The sequence below is a fragment of the Actinokineospora baliensis genome, assembly GCF_016907695.1.
Taxonomy (GTDB): Bacteria; Actinomycetota; Actinomycetes; order Mycobacteriales; family Pseudonocardiaceae; genus Actinokineospora; species Actinokineospora baliensis.
On record NZ_JAFBCK010000001.1, the window covers coordinates 3,983,643 to 4,007,164 of the forward strand.

The following is a 23,522-nucleotide window of genomic DNA, read 5'->3' on the forward strand; positions in this document are numbered from 1 at the left end:
CCATGCGGATTGGTGAGCTGGCCAAACGGGCCGGGACGACGACGCGGGCACTGCGGTTCTACGAGGCGCAGGGCCTGCTCGCCGCCCAGCGCGCCGCCAACGGCTACCGCTCCTACGACGAGGACGACGTGCGCGTGGTCGCCGAGATCCGCGCACTGCAGGCCGCCGGTTTCAGCCTCGCCGAGACCCGCCCGTTCGTCGCCTGCCTGCGCGCGGGCAACACCGCCGGTGACGCGTGCGCGGACTCCGTGGAGGTCTACCGCCGCAAACTGGCCGACGTCGAGGCGTGCCTGGACCAGCTCACCGACCTGCGCGCGGACCTGACCCGCAAACTCGCCGCCGCCCTGGCCCGTGAGCCGCACCCGACCTGCACAGTGGAGACCCCGTGATCGCGACAGACGCCACCTTCGCCGAAGCTGTCCTGACCACCGAAGGCCCGGTCCTGGTCGACTTCTGGGCCCAGTGGTGCCCGCCCTGCCACATGATCGCCCCCGTCCTCGACCAGATCGCCCAAGAACGCCCGATCACCATCGTCAAGGTCAACACCGACGAAAACCCCGGCGTCGCCCGCGACTACCAGGTCATGTCGTTGCCGACCCTGATCCTCTTCCACAACGGCCAACCCATAGCCACCTTCGTCGGCGCCCGCCCCAAGGCGCGACTCTTGGAAGAACTCGACAAGGCCCTCGCCGCGGTCGCCCCTGAGTAACACTCCCCGCTCCGTGACGATCTAGGCTGTGCCGCCGCGCGCGGCCAGTCCAGCCGAAACGGAGCCGCACTCGTGACTGCCGCGGAAGACGGCGCGGACCTACCCCACCAGGTCCCCTTCACCCGAGCGGCCCGCACCCCGGTCGGCGCCCCCAGCGGCTACGAGGACCGCAGGGTGATCGACCTGCTCGTCATCGTCATCGCCCCGCTGCTGTTCCCCTGGCTTGTCCTCGCGATCACCCGCAACAGCCGGGGACAGGACGTGCTGGCAGGCTTCTCGTTGGTGGACATGGCCTTCGGCCTCGCCGCGGTCGGGTTCGCCGTCATGGTCAAGGCCATGGCCGACCGCCGACCGCCCTGGGAGCGCGTCGGCCTGGTCGCGTTCCTCGCGATGCCCGCCGAGACCGCGATAGCCATCCGGGCCGACGACATGGCGGCCACTGGCAGACTCACCTCCGAGGTCGCGGGCTGCGCGCCGCCATGCGACCTCGGCGAGCTCAAGGAGTTGGCGGTGGGAATCCAGCAGAGCGCCCCGTCGTGGCTGCACTGGGTGGCGGCGTTCGTCGTGGGTGCGATCCTGTGCGGGATGGCCGCCCGCGCCATCTGGAAGGACCTGTGATGGCGCCCCTGTCCCCGGCGCGGCGGGATCTGCCTGTCCTCGTGGCCGCGATCGGCGTTGTCACCGCGGCTGCCGTCAATCTGTTGACCTCCGAGGACCCCTCGCGAGACTGGTGGGTCTGGCTCGCGCTGGGTGGATCTCTACTGGCTATCGCAGTGATGCAATTCCTGCAACTCCGTGGCATCGGGGAGGTGCGAACGCTGAGCTTCCGCGTCGCGGTGACCGGATTGCCGCAGGTGGGCAAGACTGTGTTCAGCGTGTTGCTCCTCGACGTGCTGATGAACGAGCGGCGGCCCGGGATCGAGTTCACCGCCGAGTCGCGGTCGGCCATCTCCGTGTACCGGGCGATCCGCAACATCCCCGCGGGCCTGTGGCCGAAGTCGACGGTGCGGGGTGTGGTGTCCACCTACTCCGGGAAGATCGAGGCCAAGCGGACGGTGGTCGACCTGGAGATCGGGGACTCCGCGGGCGAGCACTGGATGGAGTTGGAGCCCAACAGCGACAACGACCCCGGCTACCTCGAGTACGTCCTGTCCGCGCACGCCGTGGCGCACGTGATCCCGCTGGGAGACCTCCTCAAGCCCGACGCGCGGGAGCGGGTCGCGGCGGATGTCGAGGACCTGAAACTGGTGGCGCGCCTGCGGCGGCAGGCCGCGGGGTCGTCGGCTCGAATGCCGCTGCTGATCATCCTGTCGAAGGCGGACCTCGTCATCGCCCTGCCCGAACTGCAGCGGCCGGAGGTGGGGTTGTTCCAGATCGACGAGCACCCCGCGGTTCCCGCGTTGACCACCGTTGGTCGCGGGTATCCCCAGGCGGTCGAAATCCTGGAGAAGGTCGTCGAGCAGTTGCGCACGGAGTACGCGTCCGTGTCGTTCACGGTCACCTCGGCACCCGCGATCGTGGAGAACCGCCTGTCGGTCGGCGACCGCGGCGCGGGGTTGGTCGACTGGGTGATGCGCAACGCCGAGACCGCGGCCAAGCGCGGCTGAGCGAAGTCCGCCTCGTCGGTGCCAGTACGGGCTGACGTTGTCCGCCTGCTGTGCCAACCGGAGCGGCCAGCGAGCGCGCGCCACCACTCAAGGGGTCGCGCGCACCCGCCAGGCCACAGTGGACCTACTTGGGTTCGTAGGCCAGGTTGGGGCGCAGCCAACGCTCCACTTCGGACAGGTCCGTCCCCGTACGCGTGGCATAGTCGGTGATCTGGTCCTTGCCCACCCGGCCGACGGTGAAGTAGCGGCTGTCTGGGTGGGCGAAGATCAGGCCGCTGACCGCTGCCGCTGGGGTCATGGCGTAGGACTCGGTGAGGTGGATTCCCTGGGCTTCCGCGTCGAGCAGGTCGAACAGGGGGCGCTTGAGGGTGTGGTCTGGGCTGGCGGGGTAGCCGAGGGCGGGGCGGATGCCGCGGTAGCGCTCGGCGTGGAGGTCAGCCAGGTCGGGGGTGGCGTCGGGTTCGAACCACTCCCGGCGGGCCTGGAGGTGGACCCATTCGGCGAAGGACTCGGCGAGGCGGTCGGCGAGGGCCTTGACCATGATGGCCTTGTAGTCGTCCTGGACGGCCTCGTACTCGCGGGCCATTTCCTCGGCGCCGTGCACCGACACCGCGAAACCACCCAGGTAATCGCCGGACGGGGCGACGTAGTCGGACAGGCAGCGGTTGGGGCGGTTCTCCGGCTTTTGGGTCTGCTGGCGCAGCATCGGGAAGCGGACACCGTCGACGAACAGGTCGTCGCCGTCCGACAACGCGGGCCAGAAGCCGTAGACGCCCTGGAAGCGGAAGCGGTGGCCGATCTCGTCGAGCATCGCCTGGGCGTCGTCGAACAGTTCGCGGGCGACCGGCTGGTCCAGGATCGCCGGGTACTTGCCCTTGAGCTCCCAGGCCAGGAACAGGAACTGCCAGTCGACCATCGCGCGCAGCTCCGCCAGCGACGGGCTGACCTCGCGGACGCCGGTGAACGTCGGGGTCGGCAGGTCGGCGAAGTCGACCTGTTCGCGGTTGAGCCGGGCCTCGGCCAGCGTCAGCAGCGGCTTGGCGTGCCGGTTCTCGTGCGCCTCGCGCAGCGCCGCCTGCTCGGCCCGGTTGGCCGTGTCCAGTTCGTCGGCCCGCGTGGTGTCCATCAGGTTCGACACCACCCCCACGACCCGGGACGCGTCGAGCACGTGCACCGTCGTGCCGTCGTAGGCGGGCGCGATCCGCACCGCGGTGTGCTGCCGGGAGGTCGTCGCGCCGCCGATGAGCACGGGCAGCTTCAGGCCGCGCCGCTGCATCTCGCCCGCGACGGTCACCATCTCGTCCAGCGACGGCGTGATCAGCCCGGACAGCCCGACCACGTCGGCGCCCTCGGCGACCGCGGTGTCGAGGATGACCGACGCGGGCACCATCACGCCGAGGTCGATCACCTCGTAGTTGTTGCAGCCGAGCACGACGCCGACGATGTTCTTGCCGATGTCGTGCACGTCGCCCTTGACCGTGGCCAGCACGACCTTGCCCTGGCCGCGGCTGGTGTCGATGCGGCCCTCCAGCCGCGCCTTCTCCTTCTCCGCCTCCATGAACGGCTCCAGGTAGGCCACCGAGCGCTTCATCACCCGCGCGCTCTTGACCACCTGCGGCAGGAACATCTTCCCGGACCCGAACAGGTCGCCGACGATCTTCATGCCGTCCATCAGCGGGCCCTCGATCACCTCGAGCGGCCGCGGCAGCCCCGCGCGCGCCTCTTCGGTGTCGGCCTCGATGAAGTCCACGATCCCGTGCACCAGCGCGTAGGACAGCCGCTCGCCGACCGGGCCCTCGCGCCACGACAGGTCGACGGTGCGCTTGGTCTTGGAGCCCTTGACCGTCTCGGCGAACTCGACCAGCCGGTCGGTGGCGTCCTCGCGCCGGTCGAACAGCACGTCCTCGACCAGTTCCAGCAGGTCCTTGGGGATGTCCTCGTAGACCACCAGCTGACCGGCGTTGACGATGCCCATGTCCAGGCCCGCCCGCACCGCGTGCAGCAGGAACGCCGAGTGCATCGCTTCGCGCACGGTGTCGTTGCCGCGGAAGGAGAACGACAGGTTCGAGATGCCGCCGGAGGTGCGCGCCCCCGGGCAGCGCTGCTTGATCAGCGGCAGCGCGTCGATGAACGACTTGGCGTACCCGTTGTGCTCGCTGATGCCGGTCGCCACGGCCAGCACGTTGGGGTCGAACACGATGTCCTCGGCGGGGAACCCGACCCGCTGGGTGAGCAGGTCGTAGGCCCGCGCGCAGATGTCGACCTTGCGCTCGGTGGTGTCGGCCTGGCCCTTCTCGTCGAAGGCCATCACCACCACGCCCGCGCCGTAGTCGCGGATGGCGCGCGCCTGGGCCAGGAACTGCTCCTCGCCCTCCTTGAGGCTGATCGAGTTGACCACGCCCTTGCCCTGCACGCACTTGAGCCCGGCCTCCAGCACGCTCCACCGCGAGCTGTCGACCATCACCGGGATCCGCGCCACCTCGGGCTCGGTGGCGATCAGGTTCAGGAAGGTGGTCATCGCCTGCTCGCTGTCGAGCAGGTCGGCGTCCATGTTCACGTCGAGCAGGTTCGCCCCGCCGCGCACCTGGTCGAGCGCCACGTCCACCGCGGCCTGGTGGTTGTCGCCCTCGATCAGCCTGCGGAACTTGGCCGACCCGGTGACGTTGGTGCGCTCGCCGATCATCACGAACCCGGTGTCGGCGCCGATCGCGAACGGCTCCAGGCCGCTGAACCGGCTGGCCTTCTCGACCTCGGGAACGGTGCGCGGCGCCAGGCCGCGCACGGACTCGGCGATCGCGGCGATGTGCGCCGGCGTGGTCCCGCAGCAGCCGCCGACGAGGTTGACCATGCCGGACTCGACGAACTCGGTCAGCAGCCCGCTGGTCTCGGCCGGGGTCTCGTCGTAGCCGCCGAACGCGTTGGGCAGACCGGCGTTGGGGTGGGTCGCGACGTAGGTGCCCGCCAGCCGCGACAGCTCCGCGACGTGCGGGCGGACCTGCTCGGCGCCCAGCGCGCAGTTGACCCCGACGATCAGCGGTTCGGCGTGCTCGACCGAGCGCCAGAACGCCTCGACCGTCTGCCCGGACAGGGTGCGCCCGCTCAGGTCGACGATGGTCACCGAGATCCACAGCGGCAGCTCGGGGGCCACCTCGCGGGCCGCGGCGATGGCGGCCTTGCTGTTGAGCGTGTCGAAGATCGTCTCGATCAGCAGCAGGTCGACCCCGCCCTCGGCGAGCGCGGCGATCTGGTCGGCGTAGGCGGCCTTGACCTGGTCGAAGGTGACCGCGCGGTAGGCCGGGTCCTCCACCTTGGGCGAGAGCGACAGGGTCACGTTCAGCGGCCCGACCGAGCCCGCGACGAACCGGTCGCCGAGCTCGTCGGCGGCTTGGCGGGCCAGTTGCGCGCCGCGCAGGTTCATCTCCGCCGCGTAGTCCTGCAGGCCGTAGTCGGCCTGGGCGATGGTGGAGGCGGTGAAGGTGTTGGTGGTGGTGATGTCCGCGCCCGCGGCCAGGTACTGGCGGTGCACGTCCAGGATCAGGTCGGGGCGGGTGAGGTTGAGCAGGTCGGGGTCGCCCGCGACGTCGCGCGGGTGGTCGGCGAAGCGGTCACCGTGGTAGTCGGCGTCGGTGAGCGAGGCGCCCTGCAGCATGGTCCCCCACGCGCCGTCGAGCACCACGACGCGCTGGCCGAGCAGCTCCCGCAGCCGGTCGATCCGGGCTTGATCGCTCACGTGCACACCTCCGGTATCCGGAGGCGCCCTTGCCGCGTGGCCCGCCCGACGAGGGGTGGACCTGAGCCGAGCGTGGCGGGCGGGGCACCCCCGACCCGTTGCAGCGCCTCTCGGCTTCGGGCACCGACTTTACCCGAACCGCCCGGCCCCGATGCCACGTCCCACCCCGCTGGATCACTCGTTCGGGCGGACCTGGACGCGCACGGTGGCGCGGGTGTGGGCGGGCACGGCCGCCGCCACCGCGTCCCGCACGGGGTCGGCGAGATCGGCCTCCGGCAGGGTCACCGTGACGGTGACGGTGGTGCCGACCTCGGTGACCTCGGCGGTCCCGCCGTAGAGGGCGACCAGGGCGTGCAGCCCGGCGACGGTACCGCGACGGCGGTGCGCGGCCATGGCGTGGGCCACCTGCCCCCGCAGCGGCCCGGTCGGCAGGGTCGTGTCCGCTCCCACGATGTGGGCGATCCACCGCAGCACGTCCGGCGCGGCGGTCGCCGGATCCAGGAGCTCCCGGGGGTCTTCGGCAGTCGCGCGGAGCGCGGCGAACAGGGCGGTCACCGCGGTCGGGATGGGGTCGGTCACGTGGCGAGCACCCGCACCTGGTGGTCGGCGGAGAACAGGAGCGCGTCGCGGTCGACGGTGATCTTCGTGGCCGAGTCGCCCCTGGAGCGGTTGTGCGTGTCCACCAGGTAGAGCCGCACGTCGTCCACCCCGGAGACGCCCTCGACCTGGTGCAGCACGGCATAGATGTCGCCTACGTGCACCGCGCGCCCTAAGGGCCACCCGGTTCCGGTGGGGCCACCGATGATCGGGTGCAGGTACGAGTAGAGCGCGCGTAAGGCGGCGTCGTGCGTTCGCGTGGCGCTCACCCCTGGTGCCCTCTGGACTTGGGCGACGACAGTTACTCCGCCGTAGCGCGGCGCGTCCACGACGACCCTGGTGCCGATGACCCGGCGTTCGTCCAGGTAGTCGCTCACCGTGCGCAGCGTGTTCTGGTCGAGCCCTAGGTCATTGAAGTCGACGCGTCCCATTTCGTCGCTGGGCGCGTTAGGCACGAGCAGTACGTTGATCGCGCCGTCGTCGCCGAGGACGCAGTGCGCCCGCGCCAGCTCAGGAGCGGCTTCTCGTGCTAGGTACTCGTAGTCCTGCGCGGTGACCGCCCGGTCGCGGGCTCGCAGCGCGAACGGCGCCCGCCGCCATACCTCGTCGACCGTTTCCGCGTCGCGCCCACCGGTCGCGGGCAGCGGGTTGGTCACGGTCACGTCGGGGAAGCCTTCGAGCACGCGTAGTGCCTCCGCGGGCACGTTGCCGCGCGTGCCGCCGCCCGCCCAGTACTCGCGCACCCGCACCAGCGCGCCTGCCCGGGGGAGTGCGCCACGCTGGACCAAGACGTCGTCTTCGGTGACCGCCGGGCCGAACCGCACGGTGTCGCCGTCGAGCACGACGTGCCGGTCCTCGGCGCCGCTGCCGGTGAAGTCCTCGACGACGGTCCACGTGTCCCACCCGTCCACGCCGCCGACCTCGACCACCGGCGCCGGACCGACCACCGGCCGCTGGTGCGCACCGAGCCCTTGACCGGGTTCGCCCGTTGTTGAACCGAGGGGCTCGTCGAGCACGAGCCTGCCGTGCGCGGCGGTGACGACCCCGCCGACCGTGCGGGCGCTAACCCGGAACCAGATGTGGGTCTCGTCGAGTTCGGCGGCACCGCGGAACCTGATCCACGCACCGCTGATCCCGCTGATCGCGAGCTCGCCGTGGTTGTCGGGCACGCGGACGAGCATCGTGCCGCTGCGCGACAGGCCCCCGGTGGTGTCGCGGTGCACGGCGGCAGGCCGCCACGTCTCGCCGTCCCACGCCTCCACGACCCAGGTCGGCCTGCTGTCCTTGAGCGTGGACGCGTCGGTGAAGGTGAACTCGACCAGGCAGTTCGACAGCGGGGTCGAGAAGCCCAGGTACAGGCCGCTGTCGGTGGCCGAGGAGACCTCGTACCCGCCGCCGAGGTCGAGGACCTGCGCGGCGTCGCCGTCGAACCGGGTCAGCGCCCCGACCACCTCGGCGGCCGCCACCCGCAGGTCGTGTTCGGTGGTGAACTCCACGCCCTCCACAGTGGACGCTCGGGTGCCGCGCGGGAGGGTGACCGGGTGCGCCGAGCGGACCTCCAGCACGGCCTTGGCCATCCGCGCCCGGGCCGGGCGCAGGCCGAGCACGTCGAGCAGCGGGCCGCGCAGCAGCTCAGGCAGCCGGGTGAGCTGGAAGATCACCTCGTCCGCGAGGTGCGCGACACCCGACAGCACTGCCGTCACCCGCTCGTCGCGCCCGGCACCGGGGTCGCGCCGCTCGGCCACGCGTGTCGCCTCGGCCAGCAGGTCCTGGAAACGCCGGTCGTCGACGCGCGCCTCGGTCATGATGGTCACTATGGCACCGGCCTCCTCCCAGCAGCGCACGTATCGGGCGCTGCTGGTGACCAACTGGGCGTTCCCCGAGGACCCCGGCCTCGCCCCGCTCCTGGGCCCCGAGCACGACGCGGAGGTGCTGCGGTCCGCGCTCACCGCCCCCGGTGTCGGCTTGCACCGGCTCGCCGACGTGCGGGTGGTGGCCGACGCCAGCCGGGCCGACATCCTGCTCGCGCTCGACGAGTTCTTCGGCGAGGCCACCCGCGACGACCAGCTGCTGCTCTACTACAGCGGCCACGGCAAGCTCGACCTGCACGGGAAGCTGCACCTCGCCGCCCGCGACACCCAGTCCGGCCGGATCATGGCCACCGGGGTCCCCGCGAGCCTGGTGGTCGACATGATGGCCGCGTCCCGTGCCAAGGCGAAGGTCGTGCTGCTCGACTGTTGTCACGCGGGCGGCTTTAAGGCGGCCCCCGACCTACCCCGCCACCTCAGCGGTAAGGGGGTGTTCGTCATCGCCAGCGCGCTGTCGGTGCAGTTGACCAGGGACGCCGAGCGGCCGGGGGAGCCCAGTCCGTTCACCGGTTTCGCCGCCGACTGCCTGGCCACCGGTCAGCCGGACCGCGACGGGGACGGCTACGTGTCCGTAGACGACCTCTACCACCACATCTCCGACCGAATGTCCGACGCCGGGCTGTCCACACCGCAGCGCACCTTCGACGACACCGTCGACAGCGTCGCCGTCGCCCGCGTCCCGTTGCCGGTCCCTCGCGTCGAGCCCCGGGCGACGCTCACAGTGGACTCCTCGGCGGTTGTCGCCGACTTCCTACGTGCAGAGGCCGAAACCAAGCCGTGGGTCGCGGCCCCGCTCTATAGGGCCGTTGCCGCTGCCCAACACGGCGACTGGAGCACACTCGCCGCACTCCGCCTAGCCCGCCTCACCGACAATGCGAACGAGCGCGTCAAGGCTTACCGCCAAGTGGTAGCCGCCAACCATCCCGAATGGTCACCTGAGGCTGCCTACGCACTCGCCGAAGCGACCATCAATTCAGCGGCTGCCGCCTTCAACCCCGAGGTTGTCGTCGACGCCTATAAGGCGGTTGTCGAGTACAACCACCCCGCGGTCTCGCCGCGCGCCGCGCTCAAGGTCGCCGAACTTCAAATCCCCATGGTCACCGATCCCCACGAGGCCATCCGGGCAGTCGGCGCGTACCTCGACCTGGCCGCGACCGACCCCGAGCTGGCCGAGATGGCGATGCTCACCTACTGCCTGCTCTACGAGGCGGCGGACGAGCCAGAGGTCGCCAAGGCGTACCTGCGCCGCGCGGAGGCGCTCAAGGGCAGGACGCCCTAGAGCCAGTCCTTGCGCTTGAACATCAGGTAGAGGGCCGCGCCCAGCACGACCATCACCCCGGACGACATCCAGAACCCCCACGTTTCGCCGGTGCCGGGGTACGGCACGTTCTGGCCGTAGAAGCCGGTGATCGCGGTCGGCACGGCGATGATCGCGGCCCACCCGGTGACCTTCTTCATGATCAGGTTGAGCCGGTTGCCCTGGATGGTCAGCTGGGTCTCGCGCAGCGCGGTGACGTGGTCGCGCAACGACTCCGTCCACTCGGTCGCGTGCGCGACGTGGTCGCGGATGTCGCCGAAGTAGGGCTCCAATTCCTCGTCGACCAGGTCGGGCACCCTGGTCAGGCCGGTCATGATGTCGCGCATCGGGATCACCACCCGCCGCAGGTGCGACAGGCTTCGCCGCAGCCGCACCGCTTCCCGTTGCAGTCGCCGCACGTCCGGGTCGTCCTCGAAGACCACGCCCTCGAGGTCCTCGATCAGCTCGTCGAGGGTCGCGGCCGCCTGGAGGTGCCCGTCCACGACGAAGTCGAGCAGGGCGTGCAGCAGCACCCCGACCCGGTCACCGGTCAGCACCGAGTCGGCGCAGCGCCGCGCGACCGGCGTCATGTCGAACCCGTCGTGCACGGTGACCAGCGCTTTCGGCGTCACGAAGACCGACAGCTCCGCCGTGGTCAGCGTCCCGTCGTCGGCCATCGACACCGCGTAGACCGCGAGGAACTGGTGCGTGCGGTACAGGTCCACCTTGGGCCGCTGGTGGCGCTGCGCGGCGTCCTCCAAGGCCAGTTCGTGCAGGCCCAGCTCCGCACCTGCCCGCATCAGCTCCGCGTCGTCGCTGTGGTCGGCGTCGCTGTGGTCGATGTCGACCCAGGCCACCGTTCCCTCGGCCGCCAGCCGCTCGCGCAAGCCCGCCAGCGGGACGTCCTCGTCGACCAGCGCGCCGTCGCGGTAGACCCGGGTCGTGCTCACCCGGATCGTCGCAGCAGCGCGGTGTAGAGGGTCAACCCCGGTCCGAACGCCATGGCCACCACCAGCTCTCCCGGCCGCGCGCCGATCTCGCGCAGCACCAGCACCACTGTCGCCGACGAGCAGTTGCCGTGCTCGGCCAGCACCGCCCGCGAGGGTGCCATGGCGGCCTCGGTCAGCCCCAACTCGAGCCGCACCGTGTCCAGGATCCTCGGCCCACCCGGGTGCACCGCCCAGCCCGCGACATCGTCCACCGTGGCCCCGTGGCGGGCCAGCATCTTCTCCACGACCGGCCGCACGGCACCCGCGAGGGCGTCGGGGACCCGCGCGGACAGGCCCATCCGGAAGCCGAGGTCGGTGACCCGCCAGGTCATCAGGTCGCGGCTGTCGGTGTCGGTGTGCGCGGCGACGTCCAGCAGCTCCCACCCCGGCGCGTCCGGCTCCACGACCACGGCGGCCGCGGCGTCGCTGAACAACGCGTGCGCCACCACCTGCTCGGGGTCGTCGTCCGGCGGCTGGACGTGCAACGACGTCAGCTCGACGCACACCAGCGCCGCGGGCAGCCCGCGCGCGGTCGCGAAGTCGCACACGGCGCCAAGACCGGGGATCGCTGCGTAGCAGCCCATGTGGCCGATCAGCAGCCGCTGGGTGTCGGCCGCGAGCCCCAGCCCGTCGGCGAGCGCGACGTCCACCCCGGGCGTGCCGTACCCGGTGCACGACACGACGGCCAGCAGGCCCAGATCACCGGGGGAGCGGCCCGCCGCGGCGAGCGCGTCGACCAGAGCAGCGGTGGCCAGCGGCGGTGCCTGCTCGGCGAAGCGCGCCATCCGCCGCTCGGTCGACCACCCGGAGATGTCCTCGGTGACCGGGTCCACGACGGTGTGCCTAGCGCGCACGCCCGCGCCCGCGAAGATCCGCCGCGCGAGGCCGCCGCCACCGGTGTGCGCGCGGAAGTAGCCGTCCCATAGAGCCTCTTGCGTGATGCGCGGCGGGGTCGCCACACCGATCCCGGTCACCGCCGCCATCAGCTCTCCTTCGTCCCTACCCCGTGGAACAACACGGCTGTGGTCGGCACCGGGATCATCCGCACCCCGTCGCGCGCGCCCACCGCCCAGCCGAGCAGGTCCAACGCCGAGGGGCGGATGCCCCGCAGCCGCAACCGAACCCCGTGCTCGGCGCACGCGGCGACCAGCGCCGCCCGGTCGACCAGCAGGCTCGGGTCGTGCACACCGCGCGGCACACCAGGCAGCCGTTCGGCGACGGTGATCGCGAGGAACCGGCACAGCGCTGTGTTGGCGAGTGTGTCCAGCACTAGAAGCCCGCCTGGTCTTAAGAGCCCGCACGCTTGGCCAATGGCTCGCGGTAGATCTGACAGGTGCTCGAGAACTTCCCCTGCGACAACGACATCCGCGCAGCCGGGCTTGAGAGGAACGCGAAGCACATCACCGCGAATCGCCTTCACACCGTGTGCGGCCGCTAGGTGCGGGCCTTCGCGCGATAGGTCGACCCCGACGTGGAGGTAGCCCTTGGCGCTGATGTGCGGGGCGAGCAAGCCGCCACCGCACCCCAGGTCGACCAGAACCGCCCCAGGACGCCGTGCAGGGGGGATGAGCTGGGCGCGTGCCTCGGCCAGCCAGTGCAACGCGGCGAATGCCCCACGGGGACGCCACCACTGCGCGGCGAGGTCGTCGTAGAGCGTGGTCATCGTCTGAGGCTGGCACACGGGTACCCCCTCTGCTTGACGTACCGTGGGCCGCGTGACACCGCTCGTGCGCGCATCCCACCCGGAGCCTGCCGTCGCGGTGACCCTCGCCGCAACGGGTCTGGCCGCCGGACTGGGCCAGAGTTGGTGGGGTAGTACCGCTGTCGCCGCCGCGGTACTGGCCGGGCAGTTGTCGGTGGGGTGGCTCAACGACCTTGTGGACGTCTCCCGGGACGCCGCTGTCGGTCGGACCGACAAGCCGGTCGCGCAAGGACGGATCTCCGCGCGGTCGGTGCGGACCGCGGTCCTGATCAGTGCGCTGGCCGCAGTGGGGCTGTCGTTCCTTTCCGGGCTTGGTGCCGGGCTCGCGCATGTCGTGGCTCTTATGTCCGCGTGGGCCTATGACCTTCGACTGAAAGCCACAGTCTTTTCGCTAGCCCCCTACGCGGTGTCGTTTGGGCTCTTAACCGCATTCGTCACTCTTGGACTGCCGTCGCCTTACTGGCCGCCGTGGTGGCTAGTGGCGACCGCGTCCCTCTTGGGCTGCGCGGCGCACTTCGCGAACGCGTTGCCGGACCTCGCCGATGACCGTAAGACCGGCGTGGTGGGCCTACCGCACCGAGTCGGTCCTACTGGCTCCAGAGTGGCCGCCGCGTTGTTGGTCCTGGCCGCGTCCGCCACCCTGGTCGTCGGGGTACCGACGGTGGTGGGCTTCGTCGCGTTGGGGGCCGCCGCGCTCGTGACCGCCGTGGGACTGGTCCTCGGCGGCCGCCCGCGTTCCCGCGCCACGTTCCACGCGATGCTCGTCGTCGCAGTCCTCGACGCGGCCGTGCTCGTCGCCCGATAGCGCCGCACGGTCGGGTGACAGCTCGGAAATCACCCGATCGGCTGCGCCGCCGCCCATCGCGCGGGCCGGGGTCAGCGCAGCGTGCACACCGGCCGCACCCACCGCCACCGCCCGCCCACGATGGTGCTGACCAGCGGTTATGTCCGTCCACTGAGGGCTCAGCGTCAGCTATGTGCTTGCGCCATCACCCAGCGGCGCGGACTGGTCCCGGCGCGGGCGCGCTGCTAGCTGTTGGGGCAGCCCGAGTACCTCGTACACCGACCAGAAAGGGCGCCCCGACAGATGAGGTTCCCCGCGCCAGCCGCTGTTGTGATCGCCGCGGCCCTGGCCCTGCTGCCCCTCCCCGCGAGCGCGGACCCCGTGACCGAGCTCGACCACCTGGCCGCCCAGCTCACCACCCCCACCGAGGTCGACGCCGTCCTCGACCGGCTGCCCCCGGTCCTGGCCGACCTGCGCGAGATCACCGAAAGCCAAGACGCCCTCCACGTCCTGGCCAACACCCAAGCGTTCGTCGCCACCGCAGGAGAACTGCCCGCGCCGGTGGTGGTCGCGGTCCTGCCCAGCCTGCTGCACCTGCTATCGGCCCTGCTCACCCCGGATCTCCCGCTGATCCCACTGCTCCCGCTCTTGCCCTCGACATAACCGGACACCAGCGCCACCCCCGCGCCCTGACCCCGCGCGGTGAGGTGGCCACCCCGGGCCCGCGACCCCGATGCTCCCGGTCGCACCGCGGGCCCGCCGCCCCGCTTCCGGCCCCCCGGCCCGGAAGCGGGGCCTTTTCTGGCTCGATGGGGCGGCTCGCCTTCGGCATTGCGACCGGGTCCGTGGGGTGTGGGTGTGCTCGATGGGGCGGACTTGTTTTGCGCGGGGCCCCTGCACCAGCCGTGGCAGGACCGCAAAAGCCGGGGCCGAAAAGCATGGCCCTGCAGCGAGGCAAGGCTACGACTGCCGCCACCCCACACAAAACAAGTCCGCCCCATCGAGCAGTTCGGGTGGGCGGCTTCCTCGGAGCGGTGGTCGGGCTGGCGGGCTGACCCGGTCGGCTGGGTTGGCGGGGCTAGCTCGGTGGTCGGGCTGGCGGGGCTGGCTCGGGGGGCTGGGTTGGCGGGGTCGGTTCGTGGTGGCTGGGTGTGCTCGATGGGGCGAACTTGGTTTGCGCGGGGCCCCTGCGCTACCCGTGGCAGGACCGCAAAGCTGGGGCCGAAAAGCGTGGCCCTATCCGCGCTGAAACGCTACGACTGCCGCCACCCCACGCAAACCAAGTCCGCCCCATCGAGCATTGGGTGGGCGGCTTCCTAGGAGCGGTGGCCGAGTTGGCGGGGCTGACTCGATCGGCTGAGGTGGCACCAGCGGCTTCCAGGAGGCGAGGTGCTGGCCCCGAGATTGTGCTCTCAGATGCGGCGGGGCCAGATGGCTCGGCGGAGGGTGGTGTTGAACTCCTTGGTGGCGGGTTCGATTTGGCGGAGGTAGTCGCGCAGTTGGTCCGGGTTGGCGGACGGGTCGGGGGTGGGGCGGGGGGTGGTGGTGAGCCACTTCAGGTCGCCTGCTGCGGTGATGACCTGGCGCCACCAGGCGTTGATCTCGCCGTCGACTTGGGCTTGGGCTTTGGCGGCGGCGGTGACGCGCTGGTCGGCGGCGTTGATCTCGGCTACCAGGTCGACCGCGCGGCGGCGTTCGTGTTCGGAGTGGGCTCGGGCGGCGTGGTGGGCGGTTTCCAGCAGTTCCTTGTAGCGGGCCACCGGGTCCTCGGTCACCGCTCCTCCAGCGCGCTCGTCGGGTCGAACGGGATCAGCACGTCGGGGCGGCTGTGCGTGGTCCGGTCGAAGAACACCGCCCGGTGCGGTCGCGGCGACCAGTCCACCAGTTGCCCGGCGGCGAGCTGGTTGAGCTCCGAGCCCTGCACGTCCAGGGCCACCCAGGCGCCGACGTCGTCGTTGCCGCCGAAGCCGAGGGTGTCCTTGAGCCGGGCGACGCCGCGCCACCAGCCGAAGGTGTGCACGTTGCCCGCGGGGCCGTGCTTGAGCAGCGCCCGGAACTTGTCGAGTCCACTTTGGACAACCCCGGTTTCCTTGTGTTCCAACAACTGTGTGGCACCGTCCACGGCGTAGAAGAACACGAACCGCTTGCCGGGGCAGGTCTGCTCGGTCATGTCGGCGATGGTCGAGTCGAACCGCGCCCGCACCCGGTGTCCCTGGTGGGCAAGTGCCTCCGCGACCGCCGTCACGTTGTCCCGCAACGACTCCACGTGACACCACAGCTCGAACTCGCACTCGTCCGGCTTGTACGCGCGACCCAGCGACAATGCCGCGCTCGCCATGACAGCCAGCGCGTCCTCCACAGCGGTCCCCAGCACCGCCAGGTTCCGCCCCGGCGCCGCCTCCAGCCGCAGCACCGCCGCCCGGTCGGCGACGTCGATGATCTGGCCCAGCACCGGGCCGCGCGGCGTCGCGAACTCCGCGGTGGTCAGCAACGACGGCTGGTGCGCGCCGTCGAACAGTCGCGGTGCGCTTGACTCGACCTCGCGCCACAGCCGTCGCTGCAGTTCGTCGAAGGTGCCCCGGCTCGACGCGTCGGGCACGTGCGCGACCTCGTTGCCGTGCGCGATGCCGGACTCGTGGTTGACCACCACGTGCCAGCGCTGCAGCGTGTTGGCCGCCAGGTTGTCCTGCGCCAGCACCCGCTTGGCCTTGGGCATCGCGATCCGCAGCGTGCACTGGTCGTACACCGCGGGCTTGCCCCAGAACGCCTCGATCCCGGCGATGTCCTGGCTGGCCAGCACCAGGTGGATCCCCTGTGAGCGGCCCCGCCGCGCCACGTCCTCCAGCAGCGCCGCCGCCTGCTGGGTGATCTGGTCGCGGCCGGAGAACAGCGCCTGGAACTCGTCGATCACCGCGACCACCCTGGGCCAGCTCACCTCCGGCTCCGCGTCGCGCAGTTCGGCGAGCTTGGTGACCTCCTGGCGCTTGGCCGCCTCAGCGCGCCTGGCCAGTTCCTGCGACAGGTACCGCAGCAGCGCCAACCCGAACTCGCGGTCGGTGTTGACGTTCACCCCGACCAGCCGCGCCTGCGGCAGCCAACTCGGGTCCTTGGTGCCCGGCGTCAACCCCGCGAAGGACACGCCTTCCTTGAAGTCCAACAGGTACAGCTCCAGCTCGCGCGGTGGGTACCGCGCGGCGAGCCCGCCGAGCATCGCGTACAGCAGGTTCGTCTTGCCCGACCCGCTCGGCCCGGCCACCAGCGCGTGCGGGGTCGCGTCGCCGAGGACCAGCTCCACCGGGTCGCCCTCGTCGAACCCGATGACCGTGCGCAGCTCCTCCCGCGAGCTCTCCCGCCCGAGCACGCGCGGCAGCAGGTCGATGAACGAGCGCGGCCGACCCCGGCGCACCACCATGTCGTCGCGGATCGCCGTCGCCGCGCGGATCGCCGCCGCCGCCGACACCGGCGGGTCGGCGCGCACGACGACACCGGAGCCGGTGACGCTGGAGGTGGCCTGCTCCTGGTCGGTGAAGGTGACCGTCTCCAGTGGACTGCTCGCCGACACCGGCATGTCCACCAGGATCAGGTGCACGCCCGCGTCCGGTCCGGTGCGGGCGATCCGGTTGAGCTCCCGGTACTGCTCCTCGTCGAGCCGCTCACCGTTGCCGAACAGCACCGCCACCCGCCACGGCTCCACCCGCCGCCCCGCCGCCGCGCAGGCGTCCTTGAGCGTGGTCCGCCCTGCCCGCAACGCGTTGGCGTGCACCTTGCGGATGTGCCCGGCCAGCAGCGCCAACAGGTCGTCGAGCCGGGTCGGGTCGTGCACGACGAGCAACCCGGCGGCGGTCAGCGGGTGCAGGTTGGGCAGCGGCCCGGTCAGGTGCCCGATGTCCCACAGGTGCAGCCGCACCAGTCCGGGGGTGAACGTGCTCAACACCCGCAGCAGCAGGGTTTCCACGATGGAGTCCACCGCGGCCCGGTCGCCGCGCGCGGAGTTCAGCCGCAGGTGGGCGTGTTCGAGCAGCGGCACCGCCAGCGGGAACCCGTGTTCGGGCGACTCGTGCTCCACGTGCGCTGTGCCGATCCGCCACATCCGGGGCGCGCTCACCCCGGGGTCGGTGCCCACCGCGCCCAGCCACTCCTGCCACGGCTGACCCGCCGGACCGGGGGTGTGCGCCGCCACCAGCTCGCGCACCGCGCCAAGGCCGTCACGGCGCCATTCGGCGTAGCTGTCGTCGCGTTCGCGGGTGATCCGCTCCCAGACCGGGGCCAGCGCCGGGTCGGTCAGCTGCTCGGCGATCTCGCGGTCGCGGCCTGCCTTGGCCAGGCCGATGCGCTGCACCGCCCGCTCGAACTCCAGCTGCCGCTTGTGCAGCACCGCCCGCTCGTGCCCGCCCACCGCAGCGCCCAGGGCCTGGTTGAGCACGGAACGCAACCGCGCCAGCGCGTTCTCGGCGCGCTGTCTGCGCTCCCGCCTACCCAGCATCGTGGGACCCCATCAGCTCGTGTGCGGCCGGTGTCAGTACGTGGTTGTTCGGCGCCCCCGCGCGGACCGGCGTGCTCCGCCGGTCAAGTGAAGCCGATCGCGGCGACCGGGTCAGCGCCCGCCCAGGTATCCCTCGGCGGCGGAGATGCCCGCGTACAGCGCGTCGCGCGCGTCGGCCAGTGCCCGCTCGGCCTCGGCGAGCAGGCCCTGCGAGCGGGCCAGCTCGGCGGGAGCGTGCCCGGAACTGGCGGTCGCCAACGCCCCGCGCGCCTCGTCGAGTTCCAAGCTCGCCTGCGCGATCGCCGCGATCCCCGACCGCGCCTTCTCCGTGGCCACCGCGATCCAGGAACGGATCTCCTCTACGCCCGCCATACCTGTACAGGCTAGTGCTGATGATCTCCGTCGGCCGAACCGGGTTCGGCTCGCTACTCCGATCGTGTCGGTGGTGATCCCTGGGAAGCGTTATGCCGATCTGTGATCTGTTCGCCCTGATCACGCCCGGTTTACCGTCGGTTCACCCACAGCGCGGGCGCGGGACGCGCCCGTTCGGAGGAGGTGCCGCACGCACTTGGTGGCGTCGCCGATCACCCCGGCCGCACCGGTGATCGCGTTCGCGCCGCTCACGACCCCCGCCGGGGGACCGAGAGCACGGCCGCCCCGATCCCGACGGGCGCGGTCGGGGCGGCGAGCCCCCACCCGACCGGGCGGTCGGTCCCCCTGCCCGCGACCCCGGACACGTCGCGGTCACGCGGGGAGCCCCGGTCGGCTCGCCGATCCGCCGCTCGGGACCGGCGGGTACCCCCGGTGGCCGGGTTGCCGCGCGCAGCGGCCCCGGCCGGGTTCACCCCAGTGGTGGACCCCGCCGCGGTCACCGGGACAGTGCTGTGAAGGGGTGCGCGGCGCGTCGTGCACCCCTTCACAGCACGCGCGCACGAGAGGTACCGTCGCGGAACCACCGGATCACCCGCGGTGGGATGCGGAGGGATCGTGGAGCTGGAGATCCGCCACCTGCGCGCGCTGGCAGCCATCGACGAGACCGGTAGCCTCACCCAAGCCGCGCGCCGCCTAGGCATGTCCCAACCCGCCCTCTCCGGACTCCTGCAGCGCATAGAGCGCAATGTCGGCGGTCGCCTGTTCTTCCGGGCCGAGTACGGCTGCCTCCCGACGCCGCTGGGGGCGGAGGTCCTCAACGAGGCGCGAGTGGTGCTCAGCGGTATGGCAGCAATAGCGGAGCGCGTGGGGGAGTGGTCCCGACGCGGCTTGCCCTCAGACCCGCTCCGCGTAGGCGGCTACTGCGGCTTCTTGCACATAGAGGTCAGCCGCTGGCTGCACGATCAGCCGTGGTGTTCGGGCGTCAGCGTCCAAGAGGACATCGACGAACGGATCAGCGTCGACAAGGTCGCCATCGGCGCCCTCGACCTGGCCCTGGTGTACCGCGCACCCCTGTCCGGCCTCCCCCAGCCACAAGGCGTCCGCAGCGTGGTCGTGCACCCGCAGGAGCCGGTCTTCATCGCCCTGGCCCACGACCACCCCCTGCTCAGCCTGCCCGCCATCACCCTCGCCCACGTCGCCGAACACCCGTGGGTCGACGAACCGCCGGGCACCACCCGCTGGGGCACCTACGTCAACCAGGTCTGCCGCGACCACGGCGTGGTGCTGGAGCAGCCGCACAGCACCCAGTGCCTGGCCACCATGCTGGAACTGGTCTCCGCCCGGTTCGCGATCGGCCCAGCCCTGGCCACCAGCCGCGACCACCCCGGCGCCATCGCCATCCGCGCGATCGAGGACCACCCGCTCACCCAGGAGCTGCGCCTCTACTACCGCCCCGGCACCACGGTCGCCGCCCACATCGAAGAGATCCACAGCCAGGTCGTGGCCGCCTTCCACCGCCGCCAGGGCTGCAACGCCGCCTACGACCTCTGGTGGCGCGACCGCGGCCGAGCCCTCGCCCTCACCGGCTGACCCCCGCGCGGGCGCCATTCCCACCCGGCGTCTGGTTTTCCCAGTCCGGAAAGCAATGAAAATAAGTGGCCACAGCGTCACCCGGTTGTCGCACGCTGCGCTTCACGCCCGGCTGCTAGCATCATTGTTACGCGAGGTCATCAGGCCGATTTGTCCGGACTGCTCGCGGGGTGGTCGATAAAGCGTCAAGGTTGTTCCGGCCACTGATCAATGGGGCATTCTTCGCTTGGCAGGGCGATATCCACGCGATCGCACAGGTAGCCGCGATCTGTTCTCGGGGGATGGATTCAATGTCACGCGCGGGCAATTCCGCGACCAGGGTCCTGGTCGCTTACGTGGCCCTGGCACTCACCTGGGGGTCGAGCTTCTTCTTCATCAAGATCGCGGTGGCCGGGCTGACGCCGCAGCAGTTGGTCCTGGGCCGGTTGGTGCTGGGAGCGGTGACGCTCAACCTCATCCTGCTGCTCACCGGGCGCCGGTGGCCGAGGGACCCGCGGTTGATCGGGCACCTCGCCGTGGTGGCGTTCCTGCTCTGCGTGTTGCCGCTGCTGCTGTTCGCGTGGGCCGGGCGCCACATCCCGTCCGGTCTGTCCAGCATCTACAACGCGACCACACCGCTGATGACCATGGCGATCGGGTTGGCCCTGCTGCCCGCCGAGCGGCTCACCGCGCTGCGCTCGCTGGGGATCCTCATCGGCGCGGTCGGCATCGTCGTGGTGCTGGCGCCGTGGGCGCTGCTGGCCGATCTCGGTGAGCTCTCGGGCACCGGGCTGCCGCAGCTGGCCTGCCTCGTCGGCACCGCCAGCTACGGGCTCGCGTTCACCCACCTGCGCAAACACGTGTCCGGGCGGCACCAGCACGACGCGGCGACGATCGCCGCGGTGCAGGTGGCGCTCGCGGCGGCGATGATGCTGCTCGTCGCCCCCTTCACCGCTGTCACACCGGTGTCGCTGACCACACCGATCGTGCTGAGCGTGGTCGTGCTCGGGGTGTTGGCCAGCGGGATCGCCTACATCTGGAACACCTTCATCGTCGAGCACTGGGGTGCCACACCCGCCTCCACCGTGACCTACGTGTCGCCGCTGGTGGGGGTCGCGCTGGGCATCGCCGTCCTCGGTGAGGACATCACGTGGAACCAGCCCGTCGGCGCGCTGGTCGTCGTGTTCGGGATCCTGCTGAGCCAGGGCTTGCTCAGCCGCCGGGCCGAACACGCCGAGCAACTCGCCAGGAAGTAGCGCCACGCGCGCGGCCGCGTTCTCCAGGAACAGAGGAAAATCGTATGAGTGCTGAGCTCAATGACGTCCTCATCACCCTCATCCAGGACGAGACGGGAATCGAGGAGGTCGCCGACAACACCGTTCTCGTCGACCTGGGAATGGATTCCCTCACGTTCTCCGAGATTCTGATGAACATCGAGAAGGACTACGGCGTCGACCTCGACCGGGTGCTGCGGGAGTTCGCCGTCGACGGCGCCGCGACGGTGCGGCACCTGACCGAAGCCATTTCCACTGAATTCGCCAGGGCCGCGCGCACCGGAGGGTGAGAACCGATGTCCACACCGACCGCACCGATCAAGCTGGACGAGACCTACGGCGAGTGGGAACGGGCGGGTGTCTCGCCCTTCTTCCCGGTGATCGAGGCCAACACCGGCACCTCGGTGCGCACCGACAAGCACGAGGCGCTGCTGATGTTCGGCTCGTGCGACTACCTCGGCCTCTCGCAGGAGCCCGCGCTCAAGGCCGCGGCGGTCGAAGCGGTGCAGCGCTTCGGCACCAACACCTACGGCGCCCAACTGCTGTGCGGGCACACCCGGATCCACCGCGACGTCGAGGAGGTGCTCGGTGGGCTGTCGGCCCTGTCCTCGGCCGTGCTGTTCCCCTCCGGCATGGCGGCCAACCTCGCGGTGATCACCGCGCTCGCGGGCCCGGACGACGTGGTCATCAACGACCGGACCGACCACGTGTCCATCTTCATGGGCAGCAAGCTCTCCGGCGCCGAGGTGCGGACGTTCCCGCACAACAACACGGCGCGCCTGGAGCAGCTGCTGCGCAAGTCCGCCGACAAGCGCAGGCGCGTGGTCGTGGTGGACGGGCTCTACAGCGCCGACGGCGACTACGCCCCGCTCGACGAGATCGTCCGCCTCGCCAAGGCCCACGACGCCCTGGTGGTGGTCGACGAGGCGCACTCGTTCGGCGTGGTCGGGCCCACCGGGCTCGGCGTCGCCGAGCACTTCGGGGTCCTGGACCAGGTCGACGTCGTGGTGGGCACGATGAGCAAGGCCCTGGGCAGCGTCGGCGGGTTCGTGCTGACCACCCCGCTGATCGAGCCCCTGCTGCGCTACCTGTCGCCGTCCTACACCAGTTCGCGCGGCTCCGCGCCGGGCGTGGTCGGGGCGACGCTGGCCTCGCTCAACCACCTGGCGCTGCACGGTCCCACCCTGCGCGCCCGGCTCCAGGCCAACGTGACCCTGGTGCTGGGCGGCCTGCGCGCGGCGGGGGTCGACGTCCTCAACACCCGCAGCCACATCGTGCCGGTGCTGGTCGGCGACGAGGACAAGACGATCGCGGTGGCCAACTGGTTGATGGAGCGGGGGGTGTTCACCGCGGCCTTCGTCCACCCGCACGTGCCCGCGCGAACCGGTCGGCTGCGCGTCGGCATCACCGCCGCGCACACCACGCGGGAATGCGAATCGCTGGTCGCCCTGCTGGTCAGGGCCAAGCACGAGTTCACGTTCTGAAGGGGGCGCGTTGTGCCATCAGCCGTGCTGTGCGGACTGGGAGCCTGGCTCCCGCCCGATGTGGTGACCAACGCCGACGTGGCGGCGCGCACCGGCACCACAGACGAGTGGATCACGGCGCGCACCGGGATCCGCCAACGCCACGTCGTGCGCGCCGGGACCGGGACCGCGGATCTCGCGGTGGAAGCCGGGTCGCGGGCGCTCAAGAGCGCGGGCCTCGACGCCGTCGATTACGTGGTGCTCGCGACCACCACCCCGGACCGCCTGTGCCCGGCGACCGCGCCGGAGGTGGCGCACCGCCTGGGGCTCGCCGGAGTGCCCGCCTTCGACGTCTCGGCCGTGTGCTCGGGGTTCCTCTACGCCACGCAGGTCGCCCGTGCGCTCATCTCGGGCGGGCAGGCCGAGACGGTCCTGGTCGTCGCCGCGGAGAGCTTCACCACCCTGGTCGACCCCGATGACCGGGCGACCGCGCCCATCTTCGGCGACGGCGCGGGGGCCGCGGTGTACCGGGCGGGTGACCCGGACGAACCCGGCGCGGTGGCGGCGGTCGCCCTGCACAGCGACGGCGGCCTTGCCGACCTGATCGCCGTCGACGGCGGTGGCGCGTTGGCCAGGTCGGCTGGCGACACCGCACCCGCTCACATCCGGATGTTCGGCCGGTCCACCTTCGCCCACGCCATCAAGAACATGGAGGCCGTCACCAGGGAGGTCTTGGCGATCGCCGGCTGGGACCTGGCCGAGGTCAAGCACGTGGTCGGGCACCAGGCCAACGCCAGGATCCTCACCGCGGTGACCCAGCGCCTCGGCCTGCCCGACGACGCGGCCGTCCTGCACCTCGACCAGGTCGGCAACACCGCGGGCGCCTCCATCCCGCTGGCACTGCACCACGGCAGCGCCACGGGTCGGATCAGGGCGGGCGACCGCCTCGTCCTGCCCGCCTTCGGCGCCGGGGCCACTTGGGGCGCCGCCGCGCTCGTGTGGCCCGATCTGGTCCCCGGTTGAACCGCCCGAGCGGACGCGGTGCCCACCGGAGCGGACCTAGCCCGTTACGGGCACG

The 23,522-nt window shown here is 71.2% G+C and carries 21 protein-coding genes; 12 read left to right on the top strand and 9 right to left on the bottom strand.

Annotated elements, in window-relative coordinates; all coding sequences use genetic code 11:
• Positions 1-2: 2 nt before the first annotated feature.
• The 4 genes from JOD54_RS18550 to JOD54_RS18565 all read left to right on the top strand — a co-directional run bounded on the left by JOD54_RS18550 (position 3) and on the right by JOD54_RS18565 (position 2,316).
• On the top strand, positions 3-389 hold the full coding sequence (locus JOD54_RS18550) for a MerR family transcriptional regulator (RefSeq protein ID WP_204451739.1): 387 nt from the start codon (positions 3-5) through the stop codon (positions 387-389).
• Entirely contained in the window at positions 386-709 is a 324-nt protein-coding gene (trxA, locus tag JOD54_RS18555; protein WP_443601569.1) for a thioredoxin, read from the top strand. Before JOD54_RS18550 ends, trxA begins: the two co-directional genes overlap by 4 nt.
• Positions 710-781: 72 nt before the next feature.
• The gene (locus tag JOD54_RS18560; RefSeq protein WP_204451740.1) at positions 782-1,327 is read left to right on the top strand and encodes a hypothetical protein; all 546 of its coding nucleotides are present in this window, start codon (positions 782-784) and stop codon (positions 1,325-1,327) included.
• Between the two features lie 191 nt (positions 1,328-1,518).
• Positions 1,519-2,316 (top strand): TRAFAC clade GTPase domain-containing protein, encoded by a 798-nt coding sequence (locus tag JOD54_RS18565; RefSeq protein ID WP_204451741.1) that lies wholly within the window; start codon positions 1,519-1,521, stop codon positions 2,314-2,316.
• A 124-nt stretch (positions 2,317-2,440) separates the two neighbouring features.
• Here JOD54_RS18565 and metH read toward each other — a convergent pair whose 3' ends face one another.
• The 3 genes from metH to JOD54_RS18580 form a co-directional block, all read right to left on the bottom strand.
• Positions 2,441-6,046: a methionine synthase gene (metH, locus tag JOD54_RS18570; RefSeq protein ID WP_307860156.1), complete on the bottom strand. Its 3,606-nt coding sequence runs from the start codon at positions 6,044-6,046 to the stop codon at positions 2,441-2,443.
• A 174-nt stretch (positions 6,047-6,220) separates the two neighbouring features.
• Positions 6,221-6,625 (bottom strand): phage tail protein, encoded by a 405-nt coding sequence (locus JOD54_RS18575; RefSeq protein WP_204451742.1) that lies wholly within the window; start codon positions 6,623-6,625, stop codon positions 6,221-6,223.
• Positions 6,622-8,448 (bottom strand): putative baseplate assembly protein, encoded by a 1,827-nt coding sequence (locus JOD54_RS18580; RefSeq protein ID WP_204451743.1) that lies wholly within the window; start codon positions 8,446-8,448, stop codon positions 6,622-6,624. Before JOD54_RS18580 ends, JOD54_RS18575 begins: the two co-directional genes overlap by 4 nt.
• Positions 8,449-8,458: 10 nt before the next feature.
• On the opposite strand from JOD54_RS18580, the gene JOD54_RS18585 reads away from it, so the two are divergent.
• Entirely contained in the window at positions 8,459-9,790 is a 1,332-nt protein-coding gene (locus tag JOD54_RS18585) for a caspase family protein (RefSeq protein WP_204451744.1), read from the top strand.
• Here the strand turns inward: JOD54_RS18585 and JOD54_RS18590 are convergent.
• From JOD54_RS18590 to JOD54_RS18600, 3 genes are read right to left on the bottom strand one after another with little or no spacing between them, the layout of a single operon-like run.
• The gene (locus tag JOD54_RS18590) at positions 9,787-10,758 is read right to left on the bottom strand and encodes a magnesium transporter CorA family protein (protein ID WP_204451745.1); all 972 of its coding nucleotides are present in this window, start codon (positions 10,756-10,758) and stop codon (positions 9,787-9,789) included. The genes JOD54_RS18585 and JOD54_RS18590 overlap by 4 nt on opposite strands.
• On the bottom strand, positions 10,755-11,780 hold the full coding sequence (locus JOD54_RS18595; RefSeq protein ID WP_204451746.1) for a type III polyketide synthase: 1,026 nt from the start codon (positions 11,778-11,780) through the stop codon (positions 10,755-10,757). The genes JOD54_RS18590 and JOD54_RS18595 overlap by 4 nt, the downstream gene beginning before the upstream one ends.
• A complete protein-coding gene (locus tag JOD54_RS18600) occupies positions 11,780-12,460 on the bottom strand; it encodes a methyltransferase domain-containing protein (protein ID WP_204451747.1) in 681 nt (226 codons plus the stop codon). Before JOD54_RS18600 ends, JOD54_RS18595 begins: the two co-directional genes overlap by 1 nt.
• A 52-nt stretch (positions 12,461-12,512) precedes the next feature.
• Here JOD54_RS18600 and JOD54_RS18605 point away from each other — a divergent pair, with 52 nt between their 5' ends.
• Entirely contained in the window at positions 12,513-13,304 is a 792-nt protein-coding gene (locus JOD54_RS18605; protein WP_204451748.1) for a UbiA family prenyltransferase, read from the top strand.
• Between the two features lie 282 nt (positions 13,305-13,586).
• Positions 13,587-13,946: a hypothetical protein gene (locus JOD54_RS18610; protein WP_204451749.1), complete on the top strand. Its 360-nt coding sequence runs from the start codon at positions 13,587-13,589 to the stop codon at positions 13,944-13,946.
• Positions 13,947-14,695: 749 nt separating this feature from the next.
• Here the strand turns inward: JOD54_RS18610 and JOD54_RS18615 are convergent.
• The 3 genes from JOD54_RS18615 to JOD54_RS18625 form a co-directional block, all read right to left on the bottom strand.
• Positions 14,696-15,058, bottom strand: coding sequence for a hypothetical protein (locus JOD54_RS18615; protein WP_204451750.1), 363 nt, complete (start codon positions 15,056-15,058; stop codon positions 14,696-14,698).
• Complete coding sequence (locus JOD54_RS18620; protein ID WP_204451751.1) at positions 15,055-17,766, bottom strand: FtsK/SpoIIIE domain-containing protein; 2,712 nt, start codon at positions 17,764-17,766, stop codon at positions 15,055-15,057. Before JOD54_RS18620 ends, JOD54_RS18615 begins: the two co-directional genes overlap by 4 nt.
• A gap of 111 nt (positions 17,767-17,877) precedes the next feature.
• The gene (locus JOD54_RS18625) at positions 17,878-18,138 is read right to left on the bottom strand and encodes a hypothetical protein (protein WP_204451752.1); all 261 of its coding nucleotides are present in this window, start codon (positions 18,136-18,138) and stop codon (positions 17,878-17,880) included.
• 615 nt (positions 18,139-18,753) lie between these two features.
• On the opposite strand from JOD54_RS18625, the gene JOD54_RS18630 reads away from it, so the two are divergent.
• From JOD54_RS18630 to JOD54_RS18650, 5 genes are all read left to right on the top strand, one after another.
• Positions 18,754-19,728 carry a LysR family transcriptional regulator gene (locus tag JOD54_RS18630; RefSeq protein ID WP_204451753.1) on the top strand — a complete coding sequence of 325 codons (975 nt, stop codon included), beginning with the start codon at positions 18,754-18,756 and terminating at the stop codon, positions 19,726-19,728.
• A 281-nt stretch (positions 19,729-20,009) separates the two neighbouring features.
• A complete protein-coding gene (locus JOD54_RS18635) occupies positions 20,010-20,963 on the top strand; it encodes a DMT family transporter (protein WP_239573428.1) in 954 nt (317 codons plus the stop codon).
• A gap of 44 nt (positions 20,964-21,007) precedes the next feature.
• Positions 21,008-21,271, top strand: coding sequence for an acyl carrier protein (locus JOD54_RS18640; RefSeq protein WP_204451754.1), 264 nt, complete (start codon positions 21,008-21,010; stop codon positions 21,269-21,271).
• A gap of 6 nt (positions 21,272-21,277) precedes the next feature.
• Positions 21,278-22,465 (top strand): aminotransferase class I/II-fold pyridoxal phosphate-dependent enzyme, encoded by a 1,188-nt coding sequence (locus JOD54_RS18645; protein WP_204451755.1) that lies wholly within the window; start codon positions 21,278-21,280, stop codon positions 22,463-22,465.
• A 12-nt stretch (positions 22,466-22,477) separates the two neighbouring features.
• Positions 22,478-23,467 (top strand): beta-ketoacyl-ACP synthase 3, encoded by a 990-nt coding sequence (locus JOD54_RS18650; RefSeq protein WP_307860157.1) that lies wholly within the window; start codon positions 22,478-22,480, stop codon positions 23,465-23,467.
• Positions 23,468-23,522: the final 55 nt, after the last annotated feature.

Coding starts and splice junctions, on each gene's coding strand:
- JOD54_RS18635 (WP_239573428.1), top strand. CDS start 20,010: ATGGATTCAATGTCACGCGCGGGCAATTCCGCGACCAGGGTCCTGGTC.
- JOD54_RS18580 (WP_204451743.1), bottom strand. CDS start 8,448: ATGACCGAGGCGCGCGTCGACGACCGGCGTTTCCAGGACCTGCTGGCC.
- JOD54_RS18600 (WP_204451747.1), bottom strand. CDS start 12,460: ATGACCACGCTCTACGACGACCTCGCCGCGCAGTGGTGGCGTCCCCGT.
- JOD54_RS18585 (WP_204451744.1), top strand. CDS start 8,459: ATGGCACCGGCCTCCTCCCAGCAGCGCACGTATCGGGCGCTGCTGGTG.
- JOD54_RS18620 (WP_204451751.1), bottom strand. CDS start 17,766: ATGCTGGGTAGGCGGGAGCGCAGACAGCGCGCCGAGAACGCGCTGGCG.
- JOD54_RS18640 (WP_204451754.1), top strand. CDS start 21,008: ATGAGTGCTGAGCTCAATGACGTCCTCATCACCCTCATCCAGGACGAG.
- JOD54_RS18595 (WP_204451746.1), bottom strand. CDS start 11,780: ATGGCGGCGGTGACCGGGATCGGTGTGGCGACCCCGCCGCGCATCACG.
- JOD54_RS18625 (WP_204451752.1), bottom strand. CDS start 18,138: ATGGCGGGCGTAGAGGAGATCCGTTCCTGGATCGCGGTGGCCACGGAG.
- JOD54_RS18550 (WP_204451739.1), top strand. CDS start 3: ATGCGGATTGGTGAGCTGGCCAAACGGGCCGGGACGACGACGCGGGCA.
- JOD54_RS18610 (WP_204451749.1), top strand. CDS start 13,587: ATGAGGTTCCCCGCGCCAGCCGCTGTTGTGATCGCCGCGGCCCTGGCC.
- JOD54_RS18645 (WP_204451755.1), top strand. CDS start 21,278: ATGTCCACACCGACCGCACCGATCAAGCTGGACGAGACCTACGGCGAG.